Origin of the sequence: Amycolatopsis sp. MtRt-6 (assembly GCF_017308975.1) — a bacterium.
GTDB lineage: Bacteria > Actinomycetota > Actinomycetes > Mycobacteriales > Pseudonocardiaceae > Amycolatopsis.
On the sequence record NZ_JADWPD010000042.1, the window covers coordinates 32,774 to 47,908 of the forward strand.

Consider the following 15,135-nt stretch of genomic DNA (forward strand, 5'->3'; position numbering starts at 1 on the left):
TGAAGCAGCTCCTCAGTTCTCATGGGCGGCGGCGGTGGCCGTCTCCAGGTCGCCCCAGCGACCCGGGCCGGCCAGGCCGAGGTGGTACAGGTGCAGCTCGGCGGCACCCGCCTTGGCCAGCTCGCCGACGTAGCCGGCGATGTCCGGCACCGGCGCGGCGGCGACCGCCGTGATGTAGCAGGCGATCGCGACCCGCTCGGGCAGGGCCTCCCGGGCCGCCGCGACGGCATCGGCACCGTTGGCGGGCACCCACCCGAACAATACGACCGCGTCGACGTCTTCGGGCGCCGACGACGTCAGCCCGGGCAGCGCGCCGGTGACCCACGGGTCGAGCGCGCCGTGCAGCACGACCCGGATGCCCGGCGGCAACGTCGCCAAAACCGCGGCCCGCAGGGCATCGGTGGCTTCCTGCCGGACCCGCAGCAGCATCGAGGTCAGCGAGGGCGGCAAGCCGTCGGCCGTCACCCCGAGATCGCCGGTGGCGACCAGCCGCCGGACCTCCTCGGCGAGCTGGGCCCGCACGGCGTCCGCGTCGACGTCCCACGCGGCCGCGCAGGCCTCGCAGCAGCAGATCGACAGCAGCCGGGCCACCGCGGGCGCCCACACGCCGTCGGTCTTCTCGTGCTGGTGCTGGTGCACCGCGCCGAGCGGGCCGCAGGCCTCGAGGATGACCGAAGACAGCTCCAGCCCGGCGACGGAATTCGCGGCCACCGCGGCGGCGTACTCGCGCACGGCGGGCTGCGAAGGACACAACGCCCACGGATAAGCCTCGCCGAAGCAGTTGCGCACGACGACGTCCGGGTGCTCGTAGCCGAGCTGGGAGTTGTGGGTCAGCACGATCCAGGCGGCGGCCGGGATCCCGGCCTCGTTGAGCAGCCGGACGGCGTCACCCCCGGAGTCCTCGGAAGAGATCCAGTCCGGTGTGGACGGAAGCAGCGTGCCCCACGCGTCCGGGCGCACCGGCCGGTAGAACGCCGCGTGCCGCGCGACGACGGCCGTCCGGGACGGCGACCACGGCGTCGCCGCGCGAGCGCTGTGGTACGACAGCGCCACCGCCACCTCGTCGACGCCGAGCGCCTGAACCCGCGAAACGAACCCGGATTCCAGAACGTCCCAGGGATAGGCGTACCCCGTCACCTTCACCCGCTCACCACCTCGCCGTGTTGGCTTCGAAACCCGGGACGAAGTTGCGCATGTAGGTCCCGTCGTCGCGCTTCGTCAGTCCACATCGGACGTAGTTCTCGTGCAGGCGGGCCAGCGCGTCCTCGTCGAGCGTGACACCCAGGCCCGGGGTCGTGGGCACCGCGACGGCACCCTCGCGGAACTCCAGCACCCCCGGTTCGACGACGTCCTCGACCTTCCACGGCCAGTGCGTGTCGCACGCGTAGGTCAGGTGCGGCGTCGCCGCGGCGACCTGCACCATCGCGGCCAGGCTGATCCCGAGGTGGCTGTTGGAGTGCATCGAGAGGCCCACGCCGAAGCTCTCGCACGTCACCGACAACGCCTGCGTCGCGCGCAAGCCACCCCAGAAGTGGTGGTCCGACAGCAGCACGCCGATCGCCCGCGCCCGGAAACCCGGCTCGATGTCGCCGAAGTTCACCACGCACATGTTGGTGGCCAGCGGCATCGACGCCGCCGCGGCGACCCGCGCCATGCCGTCGATGCCCGGTGTCGGGTCTTCGAGGTACTCCAGGACGCCGTCGAGCTCGCGAGCGACGCGGATGCTCGTCTCGACCGTCCAGGCGCCGTTCGGGTCGATCCGCAGCGGGTGCCCGGGAAACGCCTCTGCCAGCGCGCGGATGCCGTCGATCTCCTGGGCGGGTTCGAAGACCCCGCCCTTCAGCTTGATCGACTTGAACCCGTACTCGTCGGCCATCCGCTTCGCCGACCCGACCAGCGACTCCGGCGTGGTGATCTCGCCCCAGGAGTCCTCGCGGCCGTCGACGTGCTTGCCGTACTTGTAGAACAGGTAGGCGGAGAACTCGACGGCGTCGCGGGCCCGGCCGCCGAGCAGGTCGGTCACCGGACGGCCCAGGTAGTGCCCCTGCGCGTCCAGGCAGGCGACCTCGAACAGCGAGTACACGCTGCCGATGGTCTTGCGGATGGAGAACCCGCCGATCAGGCCGTGCGCGTCGGTCAGCACCGTGTCCGACAGCGCCTCCGTGACCAGCCGCTGCAGGCCGGGCAGGTCGAACACGTCGTGGCCGCGCAGCCGCGGCAGCACCTTGCGCACCTCGCCGAGGAAGGCGTCGTCGCCGTAGGACTCGCCGAGCCCGACGATCCCGTCCTCGCACTTGACCTGGACGACGCTGCGCAGCGCGAACGGCTCGTGCACGCCCATGACGTTGAGCAGCGGCGGGTCCGCGAACGCGACCGGGGTCAGCACCACGTCGAGGATCCGCATCAGCCGAGCCCCTTCAGCGTCACGAAGCCGTCCTCGACGACCTTCTCCAGCCGGCGGATCTGCTCCGGTGTCGGTTCGACCAGTGGGGGCCGGACCGGGCCGACCTTGTCGCCGCGCAGCCGGGCGGCGGCCTTCACCAGCGAGACGGCGAAGCCGGGTGTCTCGTCTCGCAACGCCACCAGAGGCAGGTAGAAGCCGGTGAGCAGGGCGTCCATCACCCGCGTGTCGCCTTCACCGAGCGCGCGGTGGAAGCGGTGCGCGATCTCCGGCGCGAAGCAGTGCACCGCCGAGGAGTACCGGGCGACACCGATCGCGGCGTACGCCCTGGCCGAGACCTCCGCGGTCGGCAACCCGTTGAAGAACAGGAAGTTCCGCGCCCGCTCGGTGGCCGGCGCCCGGATCGTGGTGACGATCCGGGTCATGCACTCGACGTCGCCGTAGCCGTCCTTCAAGCCCACGACCGACGGGATGTCGAGCAGCGACGCGGCGGCCGGCGCGGTGAACACGCCGGTGCCGCGGTGGTAGACGATGACCGGCACGGACGAGTCGCCGACGGCGTACCGCACGAAGTCGACCAGGCCCGCCGACGGCCCGGTGACCAGGTACGGCGGCAGCAGCAGGACGCCGTCCGCGCCGCCGGCCTGAGCCGCCGCGACGCCGGCCCGCGCCGACGCCGCGCCACCCCCGGCGCCCACCCAGACCGGGACGCGGCCGGCGGCCACCTCCCGGGCCCGGGCGAGCACCGAGGTGACCTCGGCGGGCGAGAGCGAGCTGAACTCGCCGGTGCCGCACGCGACGAACAGCGCACCGGCGCCCGCCGCGATGTGGCTCTCCACGTTCTCCGCGAGCGCGTCGAGGTTGACCTCGAGGTCCTCGGTGAACGGGGTGAGGGGGAACGCCAGCAGGCCGTCCAGCTCGATCTCGTTCTGTGCCATCAGTTTTCTGCTCTCTCGTCCTTTTTCGGTTCGGCCGGGGTGGCCACGTCAGGCGGGCACGGCCGTGCCTTCCTTCTTGCGGTCGACGTCGTCGTCGGCGGTGTTCACGGTGTCGACGATCTCATCGGCGGCCGCGCTGCGCTCGGGCAACAGCAGACCGAGACCGACGTAGAGGGCGAGCGAAACCAGGATCGGCGTCGCGACCAGCACGGTCTGGTTCGCCTCGAACACGTAGTACACCAGTGCGTAGTCGATCAGGCCGCCCGCCCAGGAGATCAGCGCGGCGCGGGGACCGCACTTGCGGAACCACGGCAGCATGCCCAGCAGCAGCGGGATCGAGATCGGGCCCATCAGCGCGGCGACCCAGTTGACGACGATCTGCAGCACCCCGCCGAGGTTCTGCGCCTGCGTGGCCACGAGCATGGTCAGCGCGACGAAGACGACCGTGGTGACCCGCGCCGCCTTCAGGCCCTGGACGTCGGTCCACCGCCGGGTCTTCTTGAACACCGCGGGGATCATGTCGCGGGTGATCACCGCGGAGATCGCGTTGGCGTCGGAGGAGACCATCGCCATGGTGTGCGAGAAGATGCCGGCCAGCACCAGGCCGATCAGGCCGGGCGGCAGGAACGTCGTGGTCATGATCGCGTACGACTGCGTCGGGTCCTTGACGCCGGGGATGAGCAGCGGCGCCGCGAACATCGGGAACATCAGCACCAGCGGCCACAGCAGGTACAGCGCCGACGAAAGGCGGGCGCCGCGCTTGGCCTCGTGGGTGTTCGGCGCGGCCATGTACCGCTGCGCCAGGTTCCACATGCCTCCGTTGTACTCCAGCGTCTTCACGAGCACGTAGACGAGCAGGAAGATGGTGGTGTACTTGGACGTCACCGGGTTGACGTGCCCTTCGGGCAGCTTGTCCCACATCGTCCAGAGCGCGGAGATCCCGCCCAGCTTGCCGAGGACGACGACGATCATCACGATGGCGGCGATGGCCTGGATGACGAACTGGCCGAAGTCGGTGAGCGCGTCGGCCCACAGGCCGCCGATGGTGCAGTAGATCAGGGTGACCGCGCCGGTGATGAGGATGCCGAGGTTGTAGTCGAGGCCGGCGAAGACGTGCAGCAGCGTCGCGACGGCGAACCACTTGGCCGCGATGTCGAAGATCTTCAGCAGGCTGCCGCTCCACGCGAGGGCCTGCTGCGTCGGCACGTTGTACCGCTTGGCCAGGTACTCCAGCGGCGAGGCGACGCCGAGCTTGGAGCGCAGCCGGTTCCAGCGGGCGGCGAACAGCCAGCTGCCGATGCCCACACCGATGCCGATGCTGGCGAAGCCCCAGAAGTACACGGTGACGCCGCTGGTGTACGCGACGCCCGCGTACGCGACGAAGAGCACGGCGCTGTAACCGGACATGTGGTGCGAGATGCCGGCCAGCCACCACGGCATCTTGCCGCCGGCGGTGAAGAAGTCCTTCACGTCGCTGACCCGTTTGTGCGACCACCAGCCGATCACGATCATCAGCGCGAAGTACGCGCAGATCATCGTCCAGTCGAGTGCGTGCACCGCAGGCTCCCTTCCGCGTCCACGTCGATGCGGTCTTGCTGTTCACATCTATGAACGGAGTCTGTTATAGTGATTATGTTCATCCATAAGAACATCGTTCGGGACGCTAATATGGCCGGGGTCACAAGTCAACGGCCGGACGGAGGAGCACAAATGCCGCAGAAGGTGGACAACGCGGCCGAGAGCGCCCCGGCCGAGTCGTCGGGCGTGAAGTCCGCGCGCCGGGCCATCGACCTCATCGAGACGTTCGCGGCGAACGACGTCTGGCTCTCGCTTTCGGACCTCCACGCGCGTACCGGTTTCCCGCGCTCGTCGCTGCACGGCCTGCTGCGGACGCTCCTGGAGGCCGGCTGGCTGGAAGCCGACACGAACACCGCCCGCTACCGCCTCGGCGTCCGCGCGCTGATCTGCGGCACGGCGTACCTCGACCGCGACGCCGTCGTCCCGTTCGCCACCGAAGCGCTGGAGCGCATCCGGGAGAAGACCGGCTTCACCGCGCACTTCGCGCGCCGCAACGGCACCGAGGTCGTCTACCTGGAGACGCGGGAGTCGCAGCGCTCGACACACCTCGTCTCGCGCGTCGGGCGCACGCTGCCCGCGCACGCGACCGCGCTGGGCAAGGCACTGCTGGCCGAGCTGACGCACGACGAGATCGAGGCGCTGATGCCGGCGACGCTGCCGGCGCTGACGCCGAACACCATCACCACGCTCGAAGGCCTGCACGCCGAGTTCGCCGCCACCCGCGAACGCGGGTACGCCGCCGAGGTCGAGGAAGGCACACTCGGCGTCCGGTGCGTCGCCGCGGTGATCCCCTATCGCATCCCGGGCACCGACGCGATCAGCTGCTCGATGCCGATCGCCCAGGTGACCGACGACGACGCCCGCCGCGTCGGCGAGCTGCTCACCGAAACCACCGCCGAGCTCGGGCAGCAGCTGCGCCGCGCCGGCATCCGTTGACCCTTCTGTGTGAAAGGAACCCCATGACGGACCAGCGCGTGCTCATCACCGGGTCGGCGGGTGTCGTCGGCACCCTGATGCGCCCCCGCCTGCGCCGCCCCGGCCGGGTGCTGCGCCTGCTCGACCTGGCCCCGCAGACGGCGTCCGACGCTTCCGAAGAGATCGTGACGGCGTCGGTCACCGACGCCGCGGCGATGGCGTCGGCGTGCGAGGGCGTGGACGCGCTGATCCACCTGGGCGGGCACAGCCGTGAGAACTCGTGGGAAGAGACCCTGGACGTCAACATCAACGGGACGCAGACGGTCCTGGAAGCGGCGCGCGCGGCGGGCATTACGCGCGTGATCCTGGCGTCGAGCAACCACGCGGTGGGGTTCCGCCGGGTGGATTCGGACCTCCCGGCGGACAGCTCACCCCGCCCGGACACGTACTACGGCGTCTCGAAGGCGGCGATCGAGGCGCTGGGAAGCCTGTACCACTCGCGGTTCGGCATGGACGTGATCGTGATCCGGATCGGCTCGTGCTTCGAGACTCCGTTGCCGCTGGGCCCCCGCGGCCTGACGACGTGGCTGTCCCCCGACGACGCCGCGCGGCTGTTCGAGGCGTGTCTTTCGGCGCCTTCGCCGGGGTACCGGCTGATCTGGGGCGTCTCGGACAACACGCGCCGGATCTACTCGCTGGAGGAAGCCGAGGCGCTGGGCTACAAGTCGTTGGACGACGCGGAGGTGTACGCGGACCAGCTGGCCTCGAAGCCGGCGCCGACGGGCCCCGCGGCCGAGTACGTCGGCGGCCCGTTCTGCACGGCGCCGCTGGGAGTGTTCAACCCGCTCTGACGGGTCCGCCCCGAGCGCCCCAATGTGGCCTTGGTTGCGTTCAACGCACCCAATGTGGCCTTCGGTGCGTTGAACGCACCGAAGGCCACATTGGGGCGCTGGCGACCGGGCAACAAGCCGGGGCGGTGTCAGTGGATCAGAGCGGCGAGCGCCGATGGTGCGACCGCCGAGCGGCCCGTCGTGTGCTGGTAGCGCCGCACGATGTCGCCGCATCGGGACCGGCGGCCCACCCGGCGCTCGGCCCGCAGCAGCCGGTTGCGCCGCGGCGGCGGGAAGGCCGCGGCGAGGCGGGCCAGCAGCTCGGCGCGGTCCGCGCCGGCCGTCCGCATGATCCACTCGGCGCCGGGGTCGAGTGTGACCAGCGCCAGCGCCAGGTGCTCGACGCGGTGCCGGCGCTCCCGGCGGGCGAGCGCGAGCCGCAGGGACGCGGCGTAGACCGCCTGGACGTCCAGGCCGACCGGCGGCACCGCCCGGGCGCACCGCCGCCGGGCTTTCCCCACGCCCAGCGGGAACAGGGGCTCCTTGGCCGGTCGCCGGTCCGCGAAGGCTCCCGGCAGTGTCCCGAGGTCGACGCCGAGTGTGGCCAGCGCTTCGCGGTCGGCGGCCACGCCCGCGCCGTCCGGGGCCGCCCGGTGCACCGCCTGCTCGATGCCGGCGAGCCCGGACAACGGTCCTTCGGTGAGCGCGAGCAGCAAGTGCTCGCTGCCGACCCGGGGGTGCCCGAGCTCGCGCGCCAGCCGGCACGCCCGGCGCATCGCCCGCCCCACCGCGGGATCGTCGCCCTGGAACATCAGCCCTCCCGGCCGCGGTGCTTGCGGTGCACGGTCTGCTTGGTGACGCCGAGTCGCTCGGCGATGTCCTGCCACGACCAGCCGGCCCGCCGCGCGGCCGCCACCCGGTCGGCCTCGAGCTGCTCGGTCAGCCGCCGCAACCGCGCGACGGCCCGCAGCGCGACGTCCGGATCGGTGCTGCGCATCGCGTGGTCGAGATCGGTCGTCAGACTCACCTCGTCAGCTTATGCTGACACCTCGACGCGCGTCAACATATGCTGACGGGTACTAGTACCTTTGCGGCTTCCCCCCGCCCGGCACCGCCGCCAGGGTGACGGCCATGATCTTGAAATCCCGCCGGGCCCGGAAGTGGACCATCGCCGTGGCGAGCGTGCTGGTCGTCGTCATCGCCGGTGCCTACACGCTGCTGCAGGTCGCCGACTCGCGGACGTTCCAGTTCTTCGGCACCCTCGTGAGCCGCGTCGAGACCGGCGAAAAGCTCGTCGCCCTCACCTTCGACGACGGGCCCGATCCGGCCGGGACGAAGTCGGTCCTCGACACGCTGAAGAGCCGTCAGGTGCCCGCGAGCTTCTTCCTCATCGGCCGCGACATCGCCGCGCATCCCGACCTGGCGAAGGACATCGCCGCCGCCGGGCACGAGCTCGGCAACCACAGCTTCAGCCACGACCGGATGATCGGCGTGACGCCGTCCTGGGTCGCCGACGAGATCGAAGCCACCGACGCCCTCATCCGCACCACCGGCTACACCGGCGACATCGTGTTCCGGCCGCCGAACGGCAAGAAGCTCTTCGCGCTGCCGTACTACCTGGCCGAGCACAACCGCACGACCGTCACCTGGGACGTCGAACCGGACTCCGCCGGCACGCCCGACGCCGCCACCATCGAGAAGACGACCGTCGAGCAGGTGCGGCCCGGGTCGATCATCCTGCTGCACCCGATGTACCCGGCGCGCGAGCAGACCCGGCAGGCGATCGGGCCGATCGTCGACCAGCTCAAGCAGCGCGGCTTCCGGTTCGTGACCGTGGCGCAGCTGCTGGCAGCTCGACGCTGACGACCCACTCGCCGTCGCGCGGCCCGAACGACACCGCTCCCCCGGCGGCTGCGGCCTGCTCCGCGAGCCCGGCCAGCCCGTAGCCGCCGCCCGCGGGTGCCGTTCCCTTGAGCGTGTTCCGCGCGGTGATCGTCACCCGGTCGCCGGCCTGGACGGCCAGGCGCAGCCGGACACCCGGGCCGTTGTGCCGCAAGGCGTTCACCGCCGTCTCGGCGATGAACCGCTCGGCCAGCTCCCGCACCGGGCGCGGCAGCTCGGGCAGCACCGGGTCGCGGTCGAGGACCAGGCCCGCGGTGCGGAGCCGGGCCAGCACCTCGGCCAGGTCCGGGGCGCGTTCGGCGTCGTCGCGCAGGTCGTCCAGCGTGCGGCGGACGAGCGTGAGCGCGCCCCGGCCGGCGGCCAGCAGGGTGTCGAGGCGTTCGCGGTCGGCGGCGGTCAGGTCGCCGACCGCGCGCAGCGTCTCGGCCTGCACGAGCATGACGGCCGTGGTCTGGGCGAGCGTGTCGTGCAGCCGCCGGGCCGCCCGCTCGGCCCGGTCGGCGAGCGCGCGCCGGCGTTCGGCGCCGAGCAGCCAGGCCACCGCGGCGATCGTAACCGCCAGGACCGTGCCGTCGAGCAGGCCCTTCGCCGGGAACACGGCGACGCCGACCACCAGTGCCGCCGACGCCGCGAGCCACCGCTGCGGTGTGCTGTAGAGGGCGAGCAGCACCGGCACGTACATCGTGTTGCGCGGCTGGTCGAGCAGCAGGTGCCCGGCCGTCGCGAGGGTCACCACCACGAGCACGAGGGCCGGCGCCCGGCGGGACCACAGCAGCGGGACGAGCTGGGCCGCGCTGAGCCCGGCGGCGAGCCACCCCTGCTGCGGCGTCCACGCCCCGCTGGCGAAGAACACCGCGGCGACCGCGGCCGTCGTGACGAGAGACTGGCGCATGCGCCGACAGTAGAGTGCCGGACATGATCCGGGTTCAGGTCGTCGACGACCACGCGCTGGTGCGCGAGGGGATCGCGCTGATCCTGGGCGCGCAGCCGGACCTCGAGGTGGTCGCGCAGTACTCGAGCGGGCCGGAACTGCTCGCCTCGCCCGTCGAGGCCGACGTGGTCCTGCTCGACCTCTACCTGCCGGGGCTGGACGGCCTCGAAGTCCTGCGCCGGCTCGGCCCGGCGGCGCCCCGGGTCCTGATGCTGACGACGGTCGGCCGTCCCCGCGAAATCCGCGAAGCCCTCGGCGCGGGCGCGGCCGGGTTCGTGCTGAAGGACTCCTCGGGCGACGAGCTCGCGGCCGCGGTCCGCGCCGCGCACCAGGGCGTGACGGCACTGAGCCCGGCGGTGGCGTCGGCGCTGAGCGGCGGCGGGGCGCTGACGCCGCGCGAGCGGGACGTGCTGGAGCTGCTGGGCGAGGGACTGTCCAATCGCGACATAGCCACCCGGTTGCGGCTGGCGGAGCGGACGGTGAAGGTGCACGTCGGCAACGTCCTGGCCAAGCTGGGCGTGACGAGCCGGACCCAGGCGGCGCTCGTGGCCCGGGACCGCTGAGTGGACTGGCTGCCGTCCTGGTGCGCGACCCATCTGGGTGCCGCGCCGGCCGCGGTGCTGTTCGAGCGGCGGTCGCTGTCGGAGGTCGCCGGCCTGCGGCTGGCCGACGGCCGGGAGGTCGTGGTCAAGGCCCGCGAGGACGACGGCCGGGCGGCGGCGTGCGTCGCCGCGCAGACCGGGTTGGCGGAGCGCGGGTTCCCGTGTCCGCGGCCGCTGACACCGGCGATCGCCGCCGGCGGGCTGGCGGTGCACGCGGAGGAGTTCCGGCCCGGCGGTGTCCTGCTGCCGGGCGACAGCCCGGACGTCGCCGTGCGCTACGCGGCGGTGTTCGCCCGGCTGATGGCCGAGCTGACCGGCGTGGTGGTCCCCCCGCCGCTGCCGAACCCGCGGTGGGCGCGGTGGGACCACACTGACCCGGGGTTGTGGCCGGCTCTCGGTTTCCTGGACTCGCGGGACCAGCGCGCGGTGCCCGCGGTGGTGACCGAGACGGCGGTCCGGGCGCGCAAGCGTTTGCTGGCCGCGGACCTGCCCGGCGTCCTGGGGCACGCCGACTTCGAAGCGCAGAACCTCCGCTGGCGCGACGGCGAGATCTGGTCGGTGGACGACTGGGACAGCCTGGCGTGGCAACCGGAAGCCGCGTTGGCGGGTGCGGCGTCCGGGGCGTTCGCCAGTGCGGCACCGCCGACGTTGGCACCGGTCTCGAGTTCGGCCGCGTTCCTGGCGGCTTACCAGGAGCTCCGGGGACGCCGGTTCACTCCCGAAGAGCTGGAGATCGCGTGGGCGGCGAGCCTGTGGCCGGCCCTGCACAACGCCCGCTGGGAAGCGCTGCACGGCGACCGCCCGGTGTGCGGCGACGCGGTCCGCCACCAGGCCGCCGAACGGCTCCGCCGGGCGGGCGCTTGAACTTGTACGGCCCGTGTACGCCACCGGGTTACCGTCGCCCGCCATGTCGAACCAGTGGAAACTGCTCTCGCTCGGCGTGTTCGCCGCGCTCGCCGCCACCACGGTCACCGCCACCGGCGCCGCCGCCGCGCCGAACACCTACTACGTCGACCAGGCCCTCGGCAACGACAGCGCGGCCGGGACGCAGGCCGCCCCGTGGAAGTCCCTCGCCAAGGTGGCCGCGACGGAACTCAAGCCCGGTGACTCCGTGCTGCTGCGGCGCGGGCGGACCTGGACCGGTGGCCTCGCCGTCTCCGGCAAGGGCTCGGCCGCCGCGCCGGTGACCATCGGCGCCTACGGTACCGGCGCCCGCCCGATCGTCCAGGGCAACGACGAAGCCTGCGTCAACCTCCCGGGCGACTACATCACCGTGCGGGACCTGCAGGTCGGCGTCGCGGCCGACGCCGGGCGCTGCTCGTGGGCCGGCGTCGAGGTCGGCGGGGACCACAACAAGGTGCTCTCGAACCACATCACCGGGGCCGGCGCGGGCGTCTACATCGCGCCGAGCGCCGACGGTACCGAGGTCACCCAGAACGACCTCGTCGACAACAACCACATGACCGTCGTGACGCCGGGCGGCAACGACGACTCCGGCGCGTTCGCGATCCTGGTGCAGGGCAACGGGTCCGACATCGGCTGGAACCGGATCAGCGGCTCCATCGCGGTGAGCGACGACTTCGGTGGCCTCGACGGCGCCGCGGTCGAGGTCTTCTACGGCTCGGACAACGTCATCCACCACAACATTTCCGAGGACAACGAGTCCTTCACCGAGCTCGGCACCGACGCGAAGGACCCGGACGGCGTGTCCCGCAACAACGTCTACGAGTACAACGCCGTCTTCGGCGCCAAGACGCGCGGCGGCATCGTGACGCGCGGCGCCCAGGACGGCAACGGCCCGGTGACCGGCACGGTCTTCCGCAACAACTCCGTCCGGCTGAGCCACGCCGAATCCGAGGGGTTCGTCTGCTACGGCGGCTGCACCAACCAGACGCTCAAGCTCACCCAGAACGTCATCCAGGCCGCGCTGAAGGCCGGGTACGCCGACACCGGCTGGACCGCAACCGACCACAACGTCTTCTTCGGTGGCCGGCGGCAGTTCACCCCCGGCACCACGGACAAGGTCGCCGACCCGAAGTTCACGTCCGCGACGAACCTCGTCCTCAAGGCCGGCAGCCCGGCGATCGGCCTCGGCGTCACGAAGTACGCGGACATCGACGTCGACGGCACCGCGGTCGGCACCCGGATCGACGCCGGCGCCTACCAGTTCACCCCGTGACGTACCGGGTCAGCATCGCGACCATCTCGTCTTCGAGCCGCCGGGCGTCGATCGGGTCGGGCTCGGCCAGCAGGTCGTGGACGGCCAGCTCGACCGTCGCGATGACCAGGCGGGCCGCCGTGGCGGTGTCGGCGACGCGGACTTCGGGGTGGCCGTCCAGGAGGTCGCGGGTGTGGCCCACCATCGTCCGCTTCACCCGGCCGACCCGTTCGAGCAGCTCGTCCGACCGCGGGGCCTGCTCCAGCAGCATGCGCAGCAGGTGCGGGTCGTCGAGGTGGGCCTCGAGGGCGAGCCGGACGAAGACGCGGAAGATCTCCTCGATCGAGTCCGGCAGCGGGCCGGCCAGGACCTTCGTCGCGGCCGCCGTGCCGCCGTCGAGGTGGCGGGTCAGCAGCTCGGCGAGGATCGCGTCCTTGTTCGGGAAGTACTGGTACAGCGAGCCGATCGAGATCCCGGCGCGCTCGGCGATGCGGTTGGTGGTGCCGGCCGCGTAGCCGTGCTCGGCGAAAACGTGAGCAGCCGCGGTCAGGATCCGCTGCCGGGTCAGCTCGGCACGCACCTGGCGCGGCTGTTTACGTGGCTGGATGCGGCGCTGGTCCGACGGCACGGAACCCTCCGGGAAAGCGAGTAGTCAAGAACTGAGTATTTGCTCATAATTGTGGCATGACCAGCACAAACACGCTGCGCCGCGTCTCCGCGGCCGAGGTGGCGACCCGGCTGGGCGAGCCCGAGGCGATGATCAAGGCCAAGATCGGCGACCGCGTCGACATCCACGCCCGCCGCTTCATCGCGCACTCGCCGTTCCTCACGCTGGCGACCGCGGACGCCGCGGGCCGCGCCGACTGCTCGCCGCGCGGCGACTACCCCGGCTTCGTCAAGGTGCTCGACGAGCGCACCCTGGCCCTGCCCGACCGGCCCGGCAACAAGATCGCCGACTCCTTCCGCAACATCGCCGAGAACGACGGCGTCGGCCTCCTGTTCTTCGTCCCCGGCATGCGGGAGACGTTGCGGGTCAACGGAAGCGCGTACGTCACCGACGACCCGGACGTGCTCGCCCGGATGCGCGCCGAGGCGAAGGCGCCGGTGCTGGCGATCGTCGTCGACGTCGCCGAGGTGTACTTCCACTGCGGCCGCGCGCTGATCCGGTCGCGCCTGTGGGACCCGGCGAGCCGGGCGCTGGCCGCGGAACTGCCGTCGGCGGGCGAGATAGCCGCCGAGAAGATGAACCTCGACGCAGGCCTGCTCGACCGGCTCCTCGAAGACGGCTACCGGAAGCTGTACTGACATGCAGAAGACGATCCTGGAGCGCCTCGAGCACGTCACCGACGATGTCGTCCTGCTCGTGCTGCGCGGCGACGAAGGCCCGCTGGCCCCGTGGGAGCCGGGCGCGCACATCGACCTGGAGCTGCCCAACTGGCTGACACGGCAGTATTCGCTGTGCGGCGACCCCGGCGATCTCTCGGAGTACCGCGTCGCCGTCCGCCACGACCCGCTGAGCCGCGGGGGCTCGGAGTACGTCCACCTGTTCCTGCAACCGGGCCGCACGCTGCCGGTTTCGCTGCCCCGCAACCACTTCCCGCTGATGCCCGCCGGCGAGTACCTGTTCGTGGCGGGCGGGATCGGGATCACGCCGATCATGCCGATGCTGCGTGCCGCCGTCGCGGCCGGTGCCGCGGTGACGCTGGCGTACGCGGGCCGGCCGTTCGCCGCGGAGCTGTCGGCCCGGTACGGGGAACGCGTGCGGCTCGGCCGTCCGGACCTCGCGGCGCTGGCGCGCGAGTTCCCGGCCGCGGACGTCTACTGCTGCGGCCCGGCGGCCATGGTCGACGCGGCCGAAGCGGTGTTCCCCGCGGTGCACACCGAACGCTTCGAGCCGACCCGGCGGACGTTCGGGCCGGATACCGCGTTCTCGGTGGTGTGCGCCCGGTCCGGCGACGTGGTCGAGGTCCCGGCGGACGAGTCGCTGCTGGACGCGCTGAACCACGCCGGGAAGCCGGTGCCGTCGGCGTGCCGGGAGGGGGTGTGCGGCAGCTGCGAAGTCGCGGTCGTCGAGGGCGAACCCGAGCACCGCGACGACATCGGCGCCGCTGCCGGCCGGACGTACCCGTGCGTGTCCCGCGCCCGCTCGCCGCGGCTCGTGCTGGACCTCTGAGCGGTCAGCGCCGGAACTCGATCTTCGCCAGCCGGTCCGGGTAGAGGCTGTAGCGGCCGATGTCGGTCTGGGCGAAGAAGTCGCAGCCCGACGTGATCGTGCCCGACACGTCCTTTCCGGTGGTCAGGTGCACCTTGACGGTGGCTTTGCCGCCGGCGGAGAGCGCTGGGTCGGACCGCAGGACCTCGAGCCCGGACATCTTCTCGAAGGCGACGTCCAGGCTGTCGTTCAGGTTGATCCCCATTCCGGCGCCGATGCAGAAGCGGACCGTCGAGGCGGGGGCCTCGACGGGATCGCCCTCCTTCGGGGTGATCACCGCGGTGGCCTCGTTCCACGGCTTCCCGCCCTGGCCTGCCGTGTCGGCGGCCGTCGAGGAGGCCACCGCCGAGGTCGGACTCCCGCTGGAAGCCGCGGGCGGCGGTTTGTCGGCGCCGCCGAGGACCCCGACCTGGAACAGGATGGCCAGCAACCCGCCGACCGCCGTGATCACGCCCGCCACGGCGGTCAGCACACCCGGCGCCGTTTTCCAGAAGCTTCCCTCGGCCATCCCGACCCCCGATGAGCCGTGTCCGTATCCGTCCTCTCACGAGTCGTGACGATCACCCTGCGTGTTACAGCCGAACGGCGGAACCACCCGTGCTTGAAGGGGCATCACACGTGTCTGGAGAGGCATCACTCGTGATTGGCGGGGCATCGGACGCGATGCC

17 protein-coding genes are annotated in these 15,135 nt (G+C 71.8%); 8 read left to right on the forward strand and 9 right to left on the reverse strand.

Annotation, left to right across the window (positions count from 1 at the left end; genetic code table 11):
* Window positions 1-12 precede the first annotated feature (12 nt).
* From I4Q55_RS43875 to I4Q55_RS43890, 4 genes are read right to left on the reverse strand one after another with little or no spacing between them, the layout of a single operon-like run.
* A complete protein-coding gene (locus I4Q55_RS43875; protein ID WP_206796666.1) occupies window positions 13-1,143 on the reverse strand; it encodes a hypothetical protein in 1,131 nt (376 codons plus the stop codon).
* 4 nt (window positions 1,144-1,147) lie between these two features.
* Window positions 1,148-2,404: a glucarate dehydratase family protein gene (locus I4Q55_RS43880; protein WP_206796668.1), complete on the reverse strand. Its 1,257-nt coding sequence runs from the start codon at window positions 2,402-2,404 to the stop codon at window positions 1,148-1,150.
* Entirely contained in the window at window positions 2,404-3,339 is a 936-nt protein-coding gene (locus I4Q55_RS43885) for a 5-dehydro-4-deoxyglucarate dehydratase (protein WP_206796670.1), read from the reverse strand. Before I4Q55_RS43885 ends, I4Q55_RS43880 begins: the two co-directional genes overlap by 1 nt.
* A gap of 48 nt (window positions 3,340-3,387) precedes the next feature.
* The gene (locus I4Q55_RS43890; RefSeq protein ID WP_206796673.1) at window positions 3,388-4,896 is read right to left on the reverse strand and encodes a sodium:solute symporter family protein; all 1,509 of its coding nucleotides are present in this window, start codon (window positions 4,894-4,896) and stop codon (window positions 3,388-3,390) included.
* 153 nt (window positions 4,897-5,049) lie between these two features.
* Between I4Q55_RS43890 and I4Q55_RS43895 the strand changes: the two genes are divergently transcribed.
* On the forward strand, window positions 5,050-5,853 hold the full coding sequence (locus tag I4Q55_RS43895; RefSeq protein WP_206796675.1) for an IclR family transcriptional regulator: 804 nt from the start codon (window positions 5,050-5,052) through the stop codon (window positions 5,851-5,853).
* Window positions 5,854-5,876: 23 nt separating this feature from the next.
* On the forward strand, window positions 5,877-6,683 hold the full coding sequence (locus I4Q55_RS43900) for an NAD(P)-dependent oxidoreductase (protein WP_206796677.1): 807 nt from the start codon (window positions 5,877-5,879) through the stop codon (window positions 6,681-6,683).
* A 128-nt stretch (window positions 6,684-6,811) separates the two neighbouring features.
* Here the strand turns inward: I4Q55_RS43900 and I4Q55_RS43905 are convergent, their stop codons facing one another.
* Window positions 6,812-7,474, reverse strand: coding sequence for a Clp protease N-terminal domain-containing protein (locus tag I4Q55_RS43905; protein ID WP_206796679.1), 663 nt, complete (start codon window positions 7,472-7,474; stop codon window positions 6,812-6,814).
* Window positions 7,474-7,683 (reverse strand): helix-turn-helix domain-containing protein, encoded by a 210-nt coding sequence (locus tag I4Q55_RS43910; protein ID WP_374194541.1) that lies wholly within the window; start codon window positions 7,681-7,683, stop codon window positions 7,474-7,476. Before I4Q55_RS43910 ends, I4Q55_RS43905 begins: the two co-directional genes overlap by 1 nt.
* A 110-nt stretch (window positions 7,684-7,793) precedes the next feature.
* Between I4Q55_RS43910 and I4Q55_RS43915 the strand changes: the two genes are divergently transcribed.
* Complete coding sequence (locus tag I4Q55_RS43915; protein WP_242547822.1) at window positions 7,794-8,525, forward strand: polysaccharide deacetylase family protein; 732 nt, start codon at window positions 7,794-7,796, stop codon at window positions 8,523-8,525.
* Here I4Q55_RS43915 and I4Q55_RS43920 read toward each other — a convergent pair.
* Complete coding sequence (locus tag I4Q55_RS43920; RefSeq protein WP_206796681.1) at window positions 8,467-9,456, reverse strand: histidine kinase; 990 nt, start codon at window positions 9,454-9,456, stop codon at window positions 8,467-8,469. The two genes, I4Q55_RS43915 and I4Q55_RS43920, sit on opposite strands and share 59 nt — an antisense overlap.
* Window positions 9,457-9,479: 23 nt before the next feature.
* Here I4Q55_RS43920 and I4Q55_RS43925 point away from each other — a divergent pair, with 23 nt between their 5' ends.
* The 3 genes from I4Q55_RS43925 to I4Q55_RS43935 are packed head-to-tail and all read left to right on the forward strand — an operon-like array spanning window position 9,480 to window position 12,276.
* A complete protein-coding gene (locus tag I4Q55_RS43925) occupies window positions 9,480-10,058 on the forward strand; it encodes a response regulator transcription factor (protein WP_206796683.1) in 579 nt (192 codons plus the stop codon).
* The gene (locus I4Q55_RS43930) at window positions 10,059-10,961 is read left to right on the forward strand and encodes a phosphotransferase (RefSeq protein ID WP_206796685.1); all 903 of its coding nucleotides are present in this window, start codon (window positions 10,059-10,061) and stop codon (window positions 10,959-10,961) included.
* A 43-nt stretch (window positions 10,962-11,004) separates the two neighbouring features.
* Window positions 11,005-12,276: a right-handed parallel beta-helix repeat-containing protein gene (locus I4Q55_RS43935; RefSeq protein ID WP_206796688.1), complete on the forward strand. Its 1,272-nt coding sequence runs from the start codon at window positions 11,005-11,007 to the stop codon at window positions 12,274-12,276.
* Here the strand turns inward: I4Q55_RS43935 and I4Q55_RS43940 are convergent.
* A complete protein-coding gene (locus I4Q55_RS43940; protein WP_206796690.1) occupies window positions 12,266-12,883 on the reverse strand; it encodes a TetR/AcrR family transcriptional regulator in 618 nt (205 codons plus the stop codon). The two genes, I4Q55_RS43935 and I4Q55_RS43940, sit on opposite strands and share 11 nt — an antisense overlap.
* Before the next feature lie 56 nt (window positions 12,884-12,939).
* On the opposite strand from I4Q55_RS43940, the gene I4Q55_RS43945 reads away from it, so the two are divergent.
* Complete coding sequence (locus I4Q55_RS43945; RefSeq protein WP_206796692.1) at window positions 12,940-13,560, forward strand: MSMEG_1061 family FMN-dependent PPOX-type flavoprotein; 621 nt, start codon at window positions 12,940-12,942, stop codon at window positions 13,558-13,560.
* A gap of 1 nt (window position 13,561) precedes the next feature.
* Window positions 13,562-14,428, forward strand: a complete 867-nt coding sequence (locus I4Q55_RS43950; protein WP_206796695.1) for a PDR/VanB family oxidoreductase — start codon at window positions 13,562-13,564, stop codon at window positions 14,426-14,428.
* 4 nt (window positions 14,429-14,432) lie between these two features.
* On the opposite strand, the gene I4Q55_RS43955 is transcribed toward I4Q55_RS43950, so the two are convergent.
* The gene (locus I4Q55_RS43955) at window positions 14,433-14,975 is read right to left on the reverse strand and encodes a hypothetical protein (RefSeq protein WP_206796697.1); all 543 of its coding nucleotides are present in this window, start codon (window positions 14,973-14,975) and stop codon (window positions 14,433-14,435) included.
* Window positions 14,976-15,135: the final 160 nt, after the last annotated feature.

What these genes read in the sequence shown, in the direction of transcription:
- I4Q55_RS43880 (WP_206796668.1), bottom strand. Translation starts at nt 2,404, where the DNA reads ATGCGGATCCTCGACGTGGTGCTGACCCCGGTCGCGTTCGCGGACCCG.
- I4Q55_RS43885 (WP_206796670.1), bottom strand. Translation starts at nt 3,339, where the DNA reads ATGGCACAGAACGAGATCGAGCTGGACGGCCTGCTGGCGTTCCCCCTC.
- I4Q55_RS43895 (WP_206796675.1), top strand. Translation starts at nt 5,050, where the DNA reads ATGCCGCAGAAGGTGGACAACGCGGCCGAGAGCGCCCCGGCCGAGTCG.
- I4Q55_RS43900 (WP_206796677.1), top strand. Translation starts at nt 5,877, where the DNA reads ATGACGGACCAGCGCGTGCTCATCACCGGGTCGGCGGGTGTCGTCGGC.
- I4Q55_RS43905 (WP_206796679.1), bottom strand. Translation starts at nt 7,474, where the DNA reads ATGTTCCAGGGCGACGATCCCGCGGTGGGGCGGGCGATGCGCCGGGCG.
- I4Q55_RS43915 (WP_242547822.1), top strand. Translation starts at nt 7,794, where the DNA reads ATGATCTTGAAATCCCGCCGGGCCCGGAAGTGGACCATCGCCGTGGCG.
- I4Q55_RS43920 (WP_206796681.1), bottom strand. Translation starts at nt 9,456, where the DNA reads ATGCGCCAGTCTCTCGTCACGACGGCCGCGGTCGCCGCGGTGTTCTTC.
- I4Q55_RS43925 (WP_206796683.1), top strand. Translation starts at nt 9,480, where the DNA reads ATGATCCGGGTTCAGGTCGTCGACGACCACGCGCTGGTGCGCGAGGGG.
- I4Q55_RS43935 (WP_206796688.1), top strand. Translation starts at nt 11,005, where the DNA reads ATGTCGAACCAGTGGAAACTGCTCTCGCTCGGCGTGTTCGCCGCGCTC.
- I4Q55_RS43945 (WP_206796692.1), top strand. Translation starts at nt 12,940, where the DNA reads ATGACCAGCACAAACACGCTGCGCCGCGTCTCCGCGGCCGAGGTGGCG.
- I4Q55_RS43950 (WP_206796695.1), top strand. Translation starts at nt 13,562, where the DNA reads ATGCAGAAGACGATCCTGGAGCGCCTCGAGCACGTCACCGACGATGTC.
- I4Q55_RS43955 (WP_206796697.1), bottom strand. Translation starts at nt 14,975, where the DNA reads ATGGCCGAGGGAAGCTTCTGGAAAACGGCGCCGGGTGTGCTGACCGCC.